The 13,557-nt window shown below is 63.4% G+C and carries 16 protein-coding genes and 2 pseudogenes; 10 read left to right on the forward strand and 8 right to left on the reverse strand.

What is annotated here, in order from left to right; translation table 11 throughout:
• Window positions 1-171: 171 nt before the first annotated feature.
• The 4 genes from MUN46_RS11155 to MUN46_RS11170 all read left to right on the forward strand — a co-directional run bounded on the left by MUN46_RS11155 (window position 172) and on the right by MUN46_RS11170 (window position 1,275).
• Window positions 172-441 carry a metal-sensing transcriptional repressor gene (locus MUN46_RS11155; RefSeq protein WP_243377569.1) on the forward strand — a complete coding sequence of 90 codons (270 nt, stop codon included), beginning with the start codon at window positions 172-174 and terminating at the stop codon, window positions 439-441.
• A gap of 140 nt (window positions 442-581) precedes the next feature.
• Window positions 582-785 carry a hypothetical protein gene (locus MUN46_RS11160; RefSeq protein ID WP_243377570.1) on the forward strand — a complete coding sequence of 68 codons (204 nt, stop codon included), beginning with the start codon at window positions 582-584 and terminating at the stop codon, window positions 783-785.
• Window positions 782-1,075, forward strand: coding sequence for a P-type ATPase actuator domain-containing protein (locus tag MUN46_RS11165; RefSeq protein ID WP_243377572.1), 294 nt, complete (start codon window positions 782-784; stop codon window positions 1,073-1,075). The genes MUN46_RS11160 and MUN46_RS11165 overlap by 4 nt, the downstream gene beginning before the upstream one ends.
• Complete coding sequence (locus tag MUN46_RS11170; RefSeq protein WP_243377573.1) at window positions 1,072-1,275, forward strand: hypothetical protein; 204 nt, start codon at window positions 1,072-1,074, stop codon at window positions 1,273-1,275. Before MUN46_RS11165 ends, MUN46_RS11170 begins: the two co-directional genes overlap by 4 nt.
• A 35-nt stretch (window positions 1,276-1,310) precedes the next feature.
• Here the strand turns inward: MUN46_RS11170 and MUN46_RS11175 are convergent, their stop codons facing one another.
• The gene (locus tag MUN46_RS11175) at window positions 1,311-2,120 is read right to left on the reverse strand and encodes a metallophosphoesterase (protein ID WP_285230639.1); all 810 of its coding nucleotides are present in this window, start codon (window positions 2,118-2,120) and stop codon (window positions 1,311-1,313) included.
• Window positions 2,121-2,269: 149 nt separating this feature from the next.
• Between MUN46_RS11175 and MUN46_RS11180 the strand changes: the two genes are divergently transcribed.
• Complete coding sequence (locus MUN46_RS11180; protein ID WP_243377576.1) at window positions 2,270-3,235, forward strand: alpha/beta hydrolase; 966 nt, start codon at window positions 2,270-2,272, stop codon at window positions 3,233-3,235.
• 102 nt (window positions 3,236-3,337) lie between these two features.
• On the opposite strand, the gene MUN46_RS11185 is transcribed toward MUN46_RS11180, so the two are convergent.
• From MUN46_RS11185 to MUN46_RS11200, 4 genes are all read right to left on the reverse strand, one after another.
• Window positions 3,338-4,051, reverse strand: a complete 714-nt coding sequence (locus tag MUN46_RS11185) for a carboxymuconolactone decarboxylase family protein (protein WP_243377577.1) — start codon at window positions 4,049-4,051, stop codon at window positions 3,338-3,340.
• A gap of 35 nt (window positions 4,052-4,086) precedes the next feature.
• Window positions 4,087-5,817: an IS1634 family transposase gene (locus MUN46_RS11190; protein WP_285230640.1), complete on the reverse strand. Its 1,731-nt coding sequence runs from the start codon at window positions 5,815-5,817 to the stop codon at window positions 4,087-4,089.
• A gap of 177 nt (window positions 5,818-5,994) precedes the next feature.
• Window positions 5,995-6,771 (reverse strand): alpha/beta hydrolase family protein, encoded by a 777-nt coding sequence (locus MUN46_RS11195; protein WP_243377503.1) that lies wholly within the window; start codon window positions 6,769-6,771, stop codon window positions 5,995-5,997.
• Window positions 6,669-7,049, reverse strand: a complete 381-nt coding sequence (locus MUN46_RS11200) for an alpha/beta hydrolase family protein (RefSeq protein WP_285230641.1) — start codon at window positions 7,047-7,049, stop codon at window positions 6,669-6,671. The genes MUN46_RS11195 and MUN46_RS11200 overlap by 103 nt, the downstream gene beginning before the upstream one ends.
• 115 nt (window positions 7,050-7,164) lie before the next feature.
• On the opposite strand from MUN46_RS11200, the gene MUN46_RS11205 reads away from it, so the two are divergent.
• A complete protein-coding gene (locus MUN46_RS11205) occupies window positions 7,165-8,076 on the forward strand; it encodes a LysR family transcriptional regulator (protein ID WP_243377501.1) in 912 nt (303 codons plus the stop codon).
• Between the two features lie 4 nt (window positions 8,077-8,080).
• Here the strand turns inward: MUN46_RS11205 and MUN46_RS11210 are convergent, their stop codons facing one another.
• Together MUN46_RS11210 and MUN46_RS11215 are read right to left on the reverse strand one after the other, a co-directional pair.
• Entirely contained in the window at window positions 8,081-8,923 is an 843-nt protein-coding gene (locus MUN46_RS11210; protein ID WP_243377500.1) for an aldo/keto reductase, read from the reverse strand.
• Window positions 8,924-8,976: 53 nt separating this feature from the next.
• A pseudogene (locus MUN46_RS11215) lies at window positions 8,977-9,477 on the reverse strand (flavodoxin).
• A gap of 224 nt (window positions 9,478-9,701) precedes the next feature.
• On the opposite strand from MUN46_RS11215, the gene rarD reads away from it, so the two are divergent.
• The 4 genes and pseudogenes from rarD to MUN46_RS11230 all read left to right on the forward strand — a co-directional run bounded on the left by rarD (window position 9,702) and on the right by MUN46_RS11230 (window position 12,048).
• Window positions 9,702-10,619 (forward strand): EamA family transporter RarD, encoded by a 918-nt coding sequence (gene rarD, locus MUN46_RS11220; RefSeq protein ID WP_243377499.1) that lies wholly within the window; start codon window positions 9,702-9,704, stop codon window positions 10,617-10,619.
• Between the two features lie 51 nt (window positions 10,620-10,670).
• Window positions 10,671-11,222, forward strand: coding sequence for a helix-turn-helix domain-containing protein (locus MUN46_RS11225; RefSeq protein WP_243377498.1), 552 nt, complete (start codon window positions 10,671-10,673; stop codon window positions 11,220-11,222).
• Between the two features lie 70 nt (window positions 11,223-11,292).
• Window positions 11,293-11,478 (forward strand): annotated as a pseudogene (locus MUN46_RS11820) (helix-turn-helix domain-containing protein); the annotation flags it as partial.
• Window positions 11,479-11,481: 3 nt separating this feature from the next.
• Window positions 11,482-12,048: an IS3 family transposase gene (locus MUN46_RS11230; protein WP_285230645.1), complete on the forward strand. Its 567-nt coding sequence runs from the start codon at window positions 11,482-11,484 to the stop codon at window positions 12,046-12,048.
• A gap of 119 nt (window positions 12,049-12,167) precedes the next feature.
• On the opposite strand, the gene dcuC is transcribed toward MUN46_RS11230, so the two are convergent.
• A complete protein-coding gene (gene dcuC, locus MUN46_RS11235; RefSeq protein ID WP_243377497.1) occupies window positions 12,168-13,493 on the reverse strand; it encodes a C4-dicarboxylate transporter DcuC in 1,326 nt (441 codons plus the stop codon).
• Between the last annotated feature and the right edge of the window lie 64 nt (window positions 13,494-13,557).

Genomic DNA, 13,557 nt, shown 5'->3' on the forward strand with positions numbered 1-13,557 from the left:
GACCTGGTGAAAGCAGACAAGACCGCGGAGCGTCTCCTCTTCGCCGTCTTTGGGTAACTTTAGGGTGTGGCGCACTCGCTGCCACACCCCTTTTTTCCCTGCGCTCTTTTATACTGTGATTTTCAACGGCTTAATTTTCAGGGCTGCATTTTCAGGGCTGCAAATGAGACAGTGCATGGATGCGCCCAATCTGCATCGCCGGCTGAGAAAATCATCGGCCAGGTCCAGGCTATCGACCGCATGGTCGACGAGGACATCCCCTGCGAGGACGTGCTCTCGCAGATCAACGCGGCCAAGACCGCCCTGCACCGCTGCGGGCAGATCGCGCTCGAAGACCACATCAGGCACTGCGTCCGCGACGGCATCGAGCACGGAGACGCCGAAAAGACGATCGAGAGCTTCACGAAGGCGGTCGAGCGCTTCTCCAACATGGGCCGGTGAGGGCGCGACGGCCGGATGGCTTGACAGGGAGCGGGGGCGCATTATACCGATACCCCTATGTGTGTAAGGAACAGCCATGTCCTTCTCCCTCGGGCTCGAGCGCCGGGAAGGCCTCAGCCGCAGCATACCCGTGCTTCTTCTTGCCGTCGCGACCCTGGCGGCGAGCCTGTTTTTCCCGGGCCGCTTCATGCTTTGACATCCGCGCCGACGTCCTCGTCACGATCGCCCTTGCCGCCTCAATCGCCCCGGACGAGGTTTTCGCCGCAGGCGAGGTCGCGCTTATCATGCAGCTGGGCTCCCTGCTCGAGGATAAAACGGCCGCGCGGGTATCGAGCGGCTCGTGAGGATCACGCTGAAGACGGCCCGCGTCCTCTCGGGCGGAGCCGAAAAAGTGATCCCCGCCTCTGAAGTGCGCCTAGGCGACCGGCTCCGGGGCCTGCCCGGCGAAACCGTTCCGGTCGACGGCGCCATCGTTTCGAGCTCAGCCTCGGTTGACGAGTCGGTCATAACCGGGGAACCGATTCCCGTGGGCAAAACCGCGGGCAGCGAGGTCACCGGCGGCACCACGAACCAGTTCGGGGCCTTCGTGATGAGGAGGGCCTGCCGCACCTGCGGGACCTCTCGAGGCGGATGATGACGACGATCAGGCTGAACTTCGCCTTCGCGATGTCGCTCAACCTTGTCGCGGTCGCCCTCGCTGCGGCGGGAATTCTCAACCCTGTCACCGGCGCCCTGGTCCACAACGCGGGCTCGGTCTTCGTGATCGTCTGCTCGGCGCTGCTGCTCAACTGGGAGAAAGGAGGCGGCTCCGGGCGCGCGGCGCTTGAAACCTGAAGGCCCTGCCGCAGGCTTCGGGGTTCTTCCGGCCCCTAGCCGGGGCCGCCCGAAGCCTGCAGGGCGCCCATCGCCCCGGCCTGCGCCTGCTCGAGGGTCTCGCGACGGTAACCCCAGCCCGCGAGGCACCCCTCCCCGGGGGTCTGATTGAGGAGATGAAAACGGACCCCGCGCCGCACGAAACTGCCCGCGCAGTGCCAGTGCCCAAAATACCAGTCCCTCACCCGCGGCAGCCTCTGAAAGATGCGCTCGAGCGCGTCCTCCGTCGCGCGCCCGGAGATCCACTCGGGCTTCAGGCCGCAGATCCCGCACACCTTGTCAAGGCAGCCCGCGGGGCAGGTGTGGGAGACCACGGCATCGACCGAATCGAGGTCGCTGCGCTTGAGAATCCGCTCGAGCTCCTCCTGTCCCATCTCCTCTTCGGCAAACCAGGTCCTGCCCTCCTCGCGGTACGCGCGGTCGATGGAGAAGGCCCCGCCCGCGAAAAGCACGCGCCGGCCCCGGATCACCGCGGTGCTGCCGCGCGGCGCGTAGAAGAGACCGGGCGCGACGTGGATCGGCTTTTCCCAGCCGCGGGTTTCCACGAGGCGACGCAGCAACGCGTGGTTTTCATGGTTGCCGTCGCAGAAGAAAATCCGGGTGCCGGGATGCCGCAGCCCCTCGTGGAAAAAGCCCTCCCCGGCGCCTTCCTCGAAGTCGCTCCGGCGCCAGTAGCCGAAGTCTCCCGCCACGATGCAGACCGAGGGCCGGAGGATCCCGAGCGCCCCCTGCAGGAAGGAAAAGTCGGCGTGCGTGTCGCCGCAGAAAAGCACCTTGTCGAGGCCGTGCATGCGAGCAGTCTCCAAAGAAAGAAGGCGGGAAAAGCCCCGGAGCGGCAGGCGCCGCCCGGACCGGACTCATTTTATTATGGTGGAGGGCGCGGCACGCCGCCCCCGGCTTAGAGCAGGGGAAGGACGCATTTTCGCGCGCACCGCTGAAAAAAGGAGGGCGGGCAATGGAAGGAAAGAAAAAGGCAGGGGCCGGCAGCCACCCCGCGGGCTGGACCGAAGGCGCGGAAGAGCTCCGCATCAAAGTCCGCGGGCCCATGATCCGGGTCATTTCCGAAGCGGTCTATTCGCAGGCGATCGGATCCCGGCAGGCCACGCAGCTGCGGATGACGCTTTTCGTGCCGAACTCGCCCGGAGCGCACCCCGCGGTGCTCTTTTTCCCGGGCGGCGGGTGGCTGCAGGCCGCAAAGGATCGCTTCATCGAGTGCCGCCTCGCCCTCGCCCGGGCGGGCTTCGTGGCGGCAAGCGCCGAGTACCGGACCCTCCCGCAGGCCTTTCCCGCCCAAGTGCAGGACGGCCGTGCGGCCGTGCGGTTCCTGAGGGCGCACGCCTCCGATTTTTCGGTCGATCCGACGCGCATCGGCGTCATGGGGAACTCCGCGGGCGGCTGGCTCGCGCTCATGGTGGCTTTCAGCGGCTCCCGCAAAGGCTGGGACTCGGACGAATGGAAGGACTTTTCGTCTGCGGTGCAGGCCTGCTGCGCGCTGCATCCCGTGACGCAGCTCTCAAGCCTCTCCGAAGGACTTTCACCTGAAGGCCGCGCCGCGCACTCGGGACCGGCCTCGGCCGAATCGCTCCTGCTGCACGGCATCTCCTTTTCCGGCGCGGGCCGAGCGCTCGACCCCAAAGAGGAGGCTGCCGCAGGGGCTAGCCCCGAAGCGCTTCTGCGGCGGCGCCGCAGGGGCTGCGCGCTGCCTCCCGTGCTCCTGATGCACGGCACAGCCGACCGGCTGGTCTCGCCGCTGCAAAGCGCCGCACTCTATGAGCGGCTTCGGGCCCTGGGCTCGCCCGCCCGGTACCTGCTGCTCGAAGGCGTCGACCACTCTTCCGATCCCTCCTGGTACCAGGAGGAGGTGGGCCGCGAGATCGTCCGCTTCTTCCGTCAGGCGCTCGGAGCGGTCAGGGAGGCCTAAGGCGCGGGCTTCCGATCCAGCTTTTCAAGCTCTGAGGAGGCCACGGGCTCCATCCATTTGGTCTTCGCACCCTCGCCCGGCACCTCGATCGCGACGTACTGGTCAGCTGCCCCAGGCGGCCCCGTACCGGTACTTTACTCCTGCGGGGATCGAAACCGTGCCGCCCGGCAGAGGCTCGTGCAAGGGTCTGCCCCACTCCTGAAACCAGCCGTGGCCGGAGACCGCGATCAGGATCTGACCGCCGCCGCGGGCAGCCTCGTGTACGTGCCAGTTGTTCACGACGCCCGGGGCGAAGGTGACGTTGTAGACGCCCATCGGGGAACCGGCGAGCTTCGTGACGAAACTGTTGCCGGTGAAGTAGCGGGCATTGGCGGTGTTGGGCTGCCCCACGGGGAAGGCGGAAAGTCCTTCGGGCGCGGCCGCGGTGTGCTTCCCGTCGTCCGCGTACACCTTGCGGATGATCGGAAACGCGCTCCAGGCCTTGGACCAGCCGCAGTAGAAGGTGAGGTGCGTGACCAGCGCCACGGCCTCCTCGCGCTTGCCGCCGTACCTTCGCCCGAGGATCGGGTGCGAGCGCAGCTGCGGATACAACCCAGCCGAAAAGAGCGCCGCGATCGTGATGAGGCTGCGGTCGCGCAGCGACAGCTCCCGCTCCCTCGCCCAGACCTGCCCGAAAAGCACATCGTCGTTCAGATGGGCGAACTGCGGCGCGAGGTCTCCCGGGCGGTCGTGGCCCGCCGTCTGCTTTTCAAGCCCCGCAGCGGGGTGCAATGCGAGGACAATGGCGGCCGCCAGCCCTGCAATGCATTTCTTCATGATGCTTCTCCCCTAAACTCCCGGTTAACTGATCCCTAACGCAGGACTTTAGGCGGGAGGGGCACCGACAGAAGCAGCGAGAGAAAATCCCGCTGCTTCTTCGTTATGGGCCGCGTCACCCAGGCATTGCCGCTGGGGCGTTTGTCCGCCTTGATGCACCTTAGCTTTGCCAGCAGGCAGTCAATCGAGTTGTGCGGGAGAGAGACTCTCGGAGCAGCACAGTCGCGGGCCCGCTTCAGCATCATGAGCCTGATGGCGGCGGCCAGAGTGCAGATGAACAGCTTTCCAATGTACCCGGTCTGCGAGCAGCGCAGACGGTCTCCGTCTACCTGGTTCTTGAACTGGTTGAAGTCGAGTTCGACCCGTCCCCTCAGGCGATAAGCCCAAAGAGCGCGGAAGGGATCCTCTTCCTCATTGGTCCGCAGAACAAACATGCCGGCATAGCGGCAGGCGTCCCGCATTGCGTCATCTTTCCTGACCCATCTCAGCGCTCCGTTCCTGCCAGAGACCTTTTCTACAAAGCGCCCGCAGCTTCTCCACAGGTCATCGGGCCGCCTGCCGCCTTCATTGAGGATGTCCAGCAGATCCTCGATTCTGGCCGCCAGCTGCTTCATCTCAAGCTCATCTCCTCCCGGAAAGCGGTAAAGGTGGACGTAGACCGGTTTTCCAACGGGGCCGAAATCCGTATTCCGGGTCCAGTCTTCCTTGATCGTCCTTGCGTACACCTCGAGCCTGGGGTTGTAGAAGCTCACGTCGCGCAGAGACGCGCTGTAGCGGTCAAGCGCACGCAGGACTGAGTCTTCGGCCCTGCGGACGCCTTGAATGAAGCGCAGCTCGAGATCGAGCATCTTCTGCACGTTATAGAGGCTCCCATAGCCTCGGTCCGTCACAAGAACCGTGTCTTCAAGGTCAAATCCGGCGCTTTTCATCCGGTAAAGAATGTCGCTCAGGGCGGTGACGTCATTGACGGAGCCCGCATAGGCATGCGCATAGGCAATGTCGCCGGTGGCCTGGTCGCAGACAAAGGTGTAGTTGATCTGCCTGAGCTCTGGATCGCGTTTGGCATGCCCGAATTCAGCATCATCGATGGTAGTCGAGTACGTGGAGACGGAAGTGTTGTCCAAGGCGTAAAAAGTCTTCTCCTGCCGGCTTCTCGCCTGCTCGAGAATCCTCTGGTGCCGCAGGGCAAAGTAACTCTCGACATTCTTCTGCTTCACGCTTTCCATCAGTTCGCTGATGCGCTGGGAGCTGAGCCGGCTGCGGGTCTGGAGGTAAACGTTGCGCCGCCAGTCCTCGCAGGCGGCCATTGATCCCCCGTTGTCAAGCTTGTAAATGGCAAGCGCCAGCAGGTCATTGGCATCGTCTCCGAAGACTGCTTTCAAATCGCTGCGCATCCCGGATTGATCGGCAATGGACTCGGCCGCCCAGGTCACGCCGGCGCTGAGCGTCTCATCCAGCTCCGGATCTTCCTCTGGCTTGGGTCCGGGTGCGGCCGGAAAGTCCTGCCGGTAGGTCACTTCATCCACGAGGGTTTTGTCGACTCCGTAAAAGAAGTCACCTTCGGCATAGGCGGGAAAATCAGCCAGGAAGCGCTTCCCAAACGACACTCTGCCATCCTCATGCAGCCGCCCCGCATAGCGTTTCGCGCTGCGGCAGGACTGCTTTTTCACTGGATCCCAGCGTGTCTGATAGGCATAGACGTAAGAAAGTCCTTGGGCGTTTGTTTCAACAGTGAAATGCCATCTGTCAGGGTTGTTTCGACGCATGGGACAGCCTTTATGATCATTATTAATAAAATATGGATCATTTTACATTATAAAAGAAAACTCCACAATTTCTTTTTCAAAGAAATCACGGAGTTATCAACTTTAATAAGAGGTTGTTTGACTTACGTCATCCTTTTTCTTGATCAGTTAAATGGGAGTTTGGGTTCTCCCTGTCTGTCAAAATGTGAGCGGCTCTAAGCGCAGGCCCGCCTGCTCAAGGTCGGCTTCCATCAGGGAGGCGATCTGCGCGTTGTTCTCCTCCTCGAAAAGGAAGTGGCTGTTGCCGCGGATGCCCTTTTCCGGCAGCGACACGACGCGGCACTCGACACCGCGCTCGGAAAGCGCCTTTGCAAAGACCCGCGCGCTCTCAAGCGACTTCTGCCAGAAGGCGGTGGAGTCGATGTCCTTCGGACCGTTTCCGATGTAGTCGCCGTAGTAGAAAATCACGGGAATGCGGGCCCGGGCTGCGGCCTCGAACTCCGGGGAGCCGGGCTGAGGCGCGCGCCCGGGCTCGATCAGCACGAGGGCGGAGGCCTCGCTCAGATCCGTCTGGAAAGCCACCGAGCAACCCTGCGAGTGCGCGATGTAGACCGGCTTCCTGCCGGTCTTCGCGCGGGCGTCCTTCAGCACCTCGGTGAGGGCAGAGCCGGCCACGCGGGCGTCAAAGGAACCGGTGTTGGGCGTCATCTGCCTGAAGAACTGGTTCTGGGCGGCGGCGCCCTGCGGGAACTGCGAGCTCGCGTAGCGCTCCAGGGCCACGCGCCCGATGCGGAAGTGCGTGTACCAGGCCTGATCGCCGGGAAGGTAGTCCTTGCCGCGGCCCTTCTGCGTGGCGTCGAGCGCGTCGCCGGTCAGGGAAACCGCAGCCTCGGCTGGTCGACGAGAAACACCGGGTGTCCCATTTCGAGGAAGAGCTGCGCGAACCCCGGGCGGCCGTCCGGCGTCGTCATCCATCCGGTGCGCGACTGCCCGTAGCCGTGCAGGAACACGACCGGGGCCCTGCCGGCGCGCGCCGGGATCTGGTAGAAGACACTCGCGTGGTCAACGTGCGCCGTGTTGCCGGCGCGGGTAAAGTCAAGCCAGTTGCGCTTTGCGTCGTAGGCACCCGGTAGCGGCCCGGCCACCGTGCCGCCGGAGGAAAACACGCCCTGCTCCGCAATGGCGAGCGGGGCGGCCTGGGCGGCGGTCCCGGAAAGTGCGGCGGCCATAACCAAACGTTTAAGCATATCCACTCGCAGCCCTTTACAAAAACAATCTTTATATATGAATATATTGAAGAAAAATAATAATATACAATGGCAAAAACGCATTGCACAATCATCTTGACTTATAGCAGGATCGTCTACTATGCCCCGCCTTGTTGAAATCGGTCTGCTGCTGCAGCTTGAAGCCTTCTCAAGGCTGGGAACGCTCTCGGCCGCGGCCGAGGAGCTGCACATCACCCAGCCCGCGCTCACCCGCTCCATGAAAAAGCTGGAGGACCGGCTCGGTGTGACGCTCTTCGTAAGGGGCAGGAACCGCCTGGAGCTCAATGACAACGGGCGGCTTGCGGCCCGCCTCGCCGCCCAGGCGGTGGCGGCCGACGAGCAACTCGTACGCGAGGTGCGCGCGGCCGACCTCATGCGCCGCACCATCTCGGTGGGCTGCTGCGCGCCGGTGCCGCTGCAGGAGGTCACGCTCGCCCTTCAGCGCCTTTTCCAAGGCAAGACCGTGGCGGCCTCGATCGTCCCGGACCCGAGGCTGCTGCCCGGGCTGCTCGAGGGGACGCTACAGCTCGCGGTGACGCACGTCCGGCCGCAGGAGCCGGGCCTGTGGTCCGAGCCCTGCGGAGAGGAAACGCTGTTCATCGCGATGCCGCCCGATCATCCGCTCGCGGGGCGCGTGAGCGTGCGCTTCAGCGACCTCGAGGACGTCCCCTTCCTGCAGTTCTCTGAGGTGGGCTTCTGGTCCGAGCTCGTCCGGTCCCGGATCCCGAGGCCGCACCTGCTGCTGCAGCAAAACCGCGAAGACTTCACCGAAATCGCTGCCGCCACGGACCTGCCCACTTTCTTTACCGATTATTTCTTCAGCCGCGGCGACCGGATCACGCGCAACCGCAGGATCATTCCGATCGACGACCCCGAGGCCCGAGCGGTCTACTACCTGGTCTGCCGCGAGACGGACCTGCCGAAATTCAGGCCTCTTTACGCGCGGCTGCCGCTTTTCGGCAGGACGCTGCGCCCCGGCCCGGGCAAAAAGCCGGCGGGCAGCGAGCCCTGAATCCTTAGTCTGCGTCGAAGTTCGGATGCATGTTCGCGTAGCTCGCGAGCACTTCGGGCGTGGCCGTGTAGTAGCGGCGGGTGCCGTCGAGCCTGGCGATCCTCGCCAAGTCCTCTCCGCTCAGGCTGAAGTCGAAGATGTCCGCGTTTTCATCGACGTGGACCGGGCTCTTCGAGCCCGGAATCACGATAAAGCCCATCTGCACGTGCCAGCGCAGGATGACTTGGGCGGGCGTCTTGCCGTAGCGCGCGGCGAGCTCCGCAAAGAGCGGGTGATCGATCAGGCTGCGGTCGCCGTGTCCGAGGGGGTACCAGGACATCAGCCGAATCCCCTCGGGATCGAGCTTCTTCCTCAGCTCGGTCTGAGCGAAAAACGGATGGGCCTCGGTCTGCAGGACCTGGGGCTTCACGCGGGCCCCGGCGAACAACTGCGCGAGCTCCGGCGCCTCGAAGTCCGAGATGCCGATCGCGCGGATCTTGCCCGCCTCGTAGGCTCGCTCGAGCTGCTCATAGCCCGCCTGCCAGTTCCCGGCGGGCTGGTGGATGAACAGCAGGTCGATGTAGTCGGTGCCGAGCCGCCTGAGGGTTTTGTCGACCGCCTGGGGGGCCTCGTAGACGCTCACCCAGAGCTTGGTCGACAGAAAAACGCTGCGGCGGGGCAGCCCCGACTCGCGGATCGCGCGGCCCACGGCGATTTCATTGCAGTAGGCATTGGCCGTGTCGATCAGGCTGTAGCCGTGCGCGAGAGCGTGACGCACCGCTTTCTCCGCGTCCCTCGGGGCGATGAGAAAGGTGCCGAGCCCGAGCGCGGGGATCCGGACTCCGTTGTTCAGTTCAAAGCTGTCCATGATTTTTTCCCTTTTGTCGTCGTTTGCAGAAATTGCAGAAAGTGATCCGGGCCTCAGAAGCCCTGGGAGGCGAGGAAGCGCCACACCTCCGAGTCGGAAGGCACACCCATGAAGCAGACGCCGCGGCGCCATCTGCCGCCGCGGGCGGCCTTCTTCAGGTGCCGACCGCTCAAGCCGTAGGGCGAGCCCTGGGAGGTCGCAAACGGAATCACCGTCCGGTCCCCGAAGTCGACGCGGCGCATGAACTCATCGAACACCCAGGGGGCTTCGCCCCACCAGAGGAGATATAGCCGATGAAGACCGTGCCCACGCCTTCAAGCCTCGGGCAAGAGGGGAGATCAAGCTCGACCCTGCGCCCGGGCGTCCCCATGCTCGCGGTTCACCCGCGAGGCGCGGTCCGTCCAGTCGAGGTCCGCGCTGCTGTAGGGACGCGCGGGCCGGATCTCAAGCGTGCGACCGCCGGCGGCCGAGGCGATTTTTTCGGCCGCACGGCGCGTAGTGCCAGTGACCGAGAAGTAAGTCACCAGGACCGAACCTTTGTTCTGTTCCGTCATTTTTATGATCCTCAGTCATTATCCTTTTCGTGACGGATGGAAATTTAGTCTCTGAAATCCGGCTAGTACAATGCTTTATCAGGCTTCTGCTATAACAATTGATTATATTAGCCGGGCGGCGCCCCTTCGGCTGGGAGCCTGCCGCGGCGCGACCGGCCGTATACTCGAAGCTGAACCGGAAGAGGAAAACTCCCCCCGCTTTACCCCCGAAACCTTCTGCAAACATGGACAGCACCAACTCCAACCTCCGCGCGGGACTCGCGGCCGGGCTGCTCGCCAACGGCATCTGGGGGCTTTTTCCCCTTTACTGGCATCTGCTCGGCGGGGCAGCCTCCACCGAAATCCTCGCCCACCGCATCGTCTGGTGCCTGGTCTCGCTTGCGGCCGCCCTCGCGCTTACGGGACGGCTCGGGGCATGCGCGCGGGCGGTGCGGGCACTCGCCTCCGACCGCAGGCTCGCGCTCACGCTTTTCGCCGCCACGGTCTTCGCGAGCGCGAACTGGCTCATCAACATCGTGGGGGCCAACACGGACCGGGTGGTGGAGCTCGGCATCGGGATGTTCATCACGCCGCTGGCCACCGTGGGCCTCGGCATGGCGTTCTTTCACGAGCAGCTCTCAAGGACGCGCGTCGCCGCAGTGGCGCTCGCCGCGGCCGGGGTCCTCATCATGATCTTCGAGCTCGGGCGCTTTCCCTGGATCGCAATCGGGGTGTCGGCCTCCTGGGCCGTGTACGGGGCGCTCAAGAAAACCGTCCGGATGGACCCCTGGTACAGCATCACCGTGGAGCACGCGATGATGGCTCCGTTTGCGCTGGCCTGGCTCGCATGGCTCGCCGCCTCGGGCGAAGGCGTGTTTCTCGCTCCCGGGCGCGCCGCGCTGTCGCTCGAGCTCATGGGAACCGGCCTTCTCACCCTGATCCCGATGGTCTCCTTTTCCATCGCGGCGCAGAAGCTACCGCTCATCCTCCTGGGCATCATTCAGTATCTGAACCCGGTGATGACGCTGCTGCTCGGGCTCTTCTGGTTCGGCGAGCCGATCAGCCGGGGCGAGGTGATACCGCTCCTTTTCATCTGGTCGGGCATCGCGCTCTACCTTGTGCCTTCGGCCGTTACGGCGCTGCGTGAAAAAGCCCGGGAGTAGACTGCCCCAAAAAGTTAAGACACCCCATATTATTCAAAAGGAGTGCCTACCATGGTCAAACGCCTCACCTTCCAAGAACGCATCAATGTCGTCAAATACGCCGCGAGGCACGGCAACTCAGGCGCCGCCCGCCACTTCGGCATTGCCGCAACGCAGGTGGATTCCTGGGTGGCATTTGAGAAGGCCGGCTGCCGCGAGCTCTACGATCCCGCTTACAAGTCGCCTGAAATCACTGAGGAGCTGCTTCGGAGCATCTTTTCCGACCTGGACAACGGATTATCGCTGTTGCAAGCCTGCATCAAATATGGCTTCAAGAACACAGGCAACCTCAGTGTCGTCTTGAAGAAAGCAAGAAGCGGAAAGCCCCTGCCGGTGCGGCGCGGCCGTCGGCCAAAGAATCCCAGGTCCCGGGCTCCTGACCCGCTTGACGAAAAGCTGCCGGAGATAAAGCCCGGAGCCACCAGGCAGGAGCTCGAGGAACTGTGCAGGAAGCAGGCAGGCCTGCTCAAGGCATTTAAGGAGGAGCGCGAATGCAGGGTTGACCTGTTAAAAAAATTCGAGGCCTTAGTCCACGACTCACTCAAAAGCAGCGGCGGGCGCTGATTGTGAAAGCGATCGATAAACTAAGGCGAAACTATCCGCTGGCCCGGACAAGTACGCCGCCGCCAAACAGGGCATCCTGGAGACCTGGAAGTGCCACAGGAGCTGCTACGGGTATGACCGCCTGCCCCATGTCCTCAAGGCCGGGACTGACCTCTCCCTGGACCGCAAGACCGTGTACAGGCTGATGAAGGAGATGGGCATCGCCGGCAGGACTGCCCGGCGCAAGTACAGCTCCTGCAAGGGCGATGCGCACTGATGCATTCCCAATGAGCTCAAGCGGGATTTCAACCCGCCGGCTCCGTTCAGGAGCTTCGTCACCGACATCTCGATGTTCAGCGTCCATGGCCAGTGGGTGTACCTCTCGCCCATCATGGACTTGTACAGCCGCGAGATTGTCGGGCTTTCCTGCGGCACCAGCCAGGGCCTGTCCCTGATCAAAGCCATGCTCGATGACTTCAAGCGAAACATGGATGCGCGCGGCGTCAGCCTGGCAGGATCGCTGCTGCACAGCGACATGGGATGGCAGTACCAGCACAGCACTTACCGCTGTGCCCTGGCCCGGACGGGGATGCGGCAAAGCATGAGCCGCAAGGGTAACTGCCTTGACAATGCAATCATCGAGATTTTCTTCGGGAGGCTCAAAGTGGAGCTGTCCTACGGGCAGGAGCGGAAATTCAAAACCGCTCAGGAACTGATCGACGCCTTGCCGGACATGATCCGCTGGTACAACCAGGAGCGCATCAGCAAGCGCACAGGCTGGAAAACCCCTGCTGAATACTCTGCAGAATATGAAAGCGCCCGACGGATGGCGGGCGCTTTGGGATAAGATTCAACTCAAAAACAGAGTGTCTAAACTTTAAGGGTTAGTCTACCCTCCACCCCCTTTTTGTCTTCGCGGCCCCCGCCCGGGCTGAAAGCCCGGCGGGAAGTGCCTTCATTTTCCCTTCAGTTAAGCGTGTACATCGCGATCGTCACCACGACCACCGCGATCAGAACCGGCAACGCGGTGCGCTTGACGACCTGCATCGGGTTCGCGCCCGCGATGCCAGCCAGAATGATGACGCCACCGGCCACCGGGGACATCGAGCGGCCAAGGCCTGCCGCGATCTGGGCCACAGCGCCTAGCTGGACCACCGTCATGCCGAAGTCGGCCGCATGGGGCGTGATCGCCTCATTGAAGGCGAGCGCTGCGGCGTTGCCCGAGCCCGAAATAACAGCCATGATGAAGGGGCCGGCCGCAGCCGAGAACATAGCGACCGACTGCGAGCCCTTCATGGCGTTCACGAGCGCGCCCGTAAGCCCGATCGACTTCATGCCGGCCGCAAAAAGAGCGGCTGCAGCGATCAGGATCACCACGTTGTTGAAGCCGTCGCCCGCGCCCTTGCAGAAGCGCTTCGAGCACTCGCCCGCGGGCTGCTTGTGCACGAGCCCCACAATCATGCCGAGCGCCGTGCCGATCAGCATGCACACCGGCACCGAGAAGGTCTTGGTGGGCAACAGCCCCACCTGCTTGGAGGCGATCACGAGCAGGAAGAGCGGGACGATCGGGATGAGCGCCATGATCGGGTTTACCTTGAAGTCCCCGTTCACGCCCGAGACCTTCTCGTCAACGTCCTTCGTACTCCCGACGCCTTCCTTGAGGAAGAAGCAGACCGCGGCGAGCACCACAGCGGCAACAACCACGCCGATCGCCGAGGGCAGCGCCTCCTGCATGATCACCACCATCGCGTCGGCCTCCGGGATCTCGCCCGCCTTATAGGCGATCGTGGCGATCTGAGGATTGAACATGAGCCCCGGGCTGATCACCGAGCCCCAGGTTCCGAGGAAGACGGCCGCGGCGGCCATCACCGGACGGACCCGGAGCGCGATGAGCGCCGGGATGAGCAGCACGCCGACGGCGGCCGCGACGCCCGCGGCCGAGGGCAGCACGATGTTCATGAGCCAGGTGATGATCACCGCGCCCGGCACCACGATCGCCGGCACGTGGGTGAGCGGCCGCACGAGGGCGTTCACCAGGTGATCGGAGCACTTCGTGTAGGTCATGACCGCGCCGAAGCCCATCACCGTGACGATGGTGGGCACGAGGCCGCCGTTGACGAGCTGCTTCACGAAAGCGTTCACCGCAGCCGACACCGTGGTGTCGGAGCCGACGATGAACTGCCCGATCACGGCCATGAGCAGGCCCGAGAGCGCGAGAACGAGCCGCGCCTCATAGTTTTTATAGATGAAGTAGAAGGTGATCAGTACGATCGCAAGGCCAATCCATATCATGCCTTATCTCCTTTAAGTGCCCCGGCGGGCCTTCCTCTGGAGGCAGGGGAAAGGCTTCGCTTCA

The sequence above is a fragment of the Mesosutterella faecium genome, from assembly GCF_022809315.2.
GTDB classification, from domain to species: Bacteria; Pseudomonadota; Gammaproteobacteria; order Burkholderiales; family Burkholderiaceae_F; genus Mesosutterella; species Mesosutterella faecium.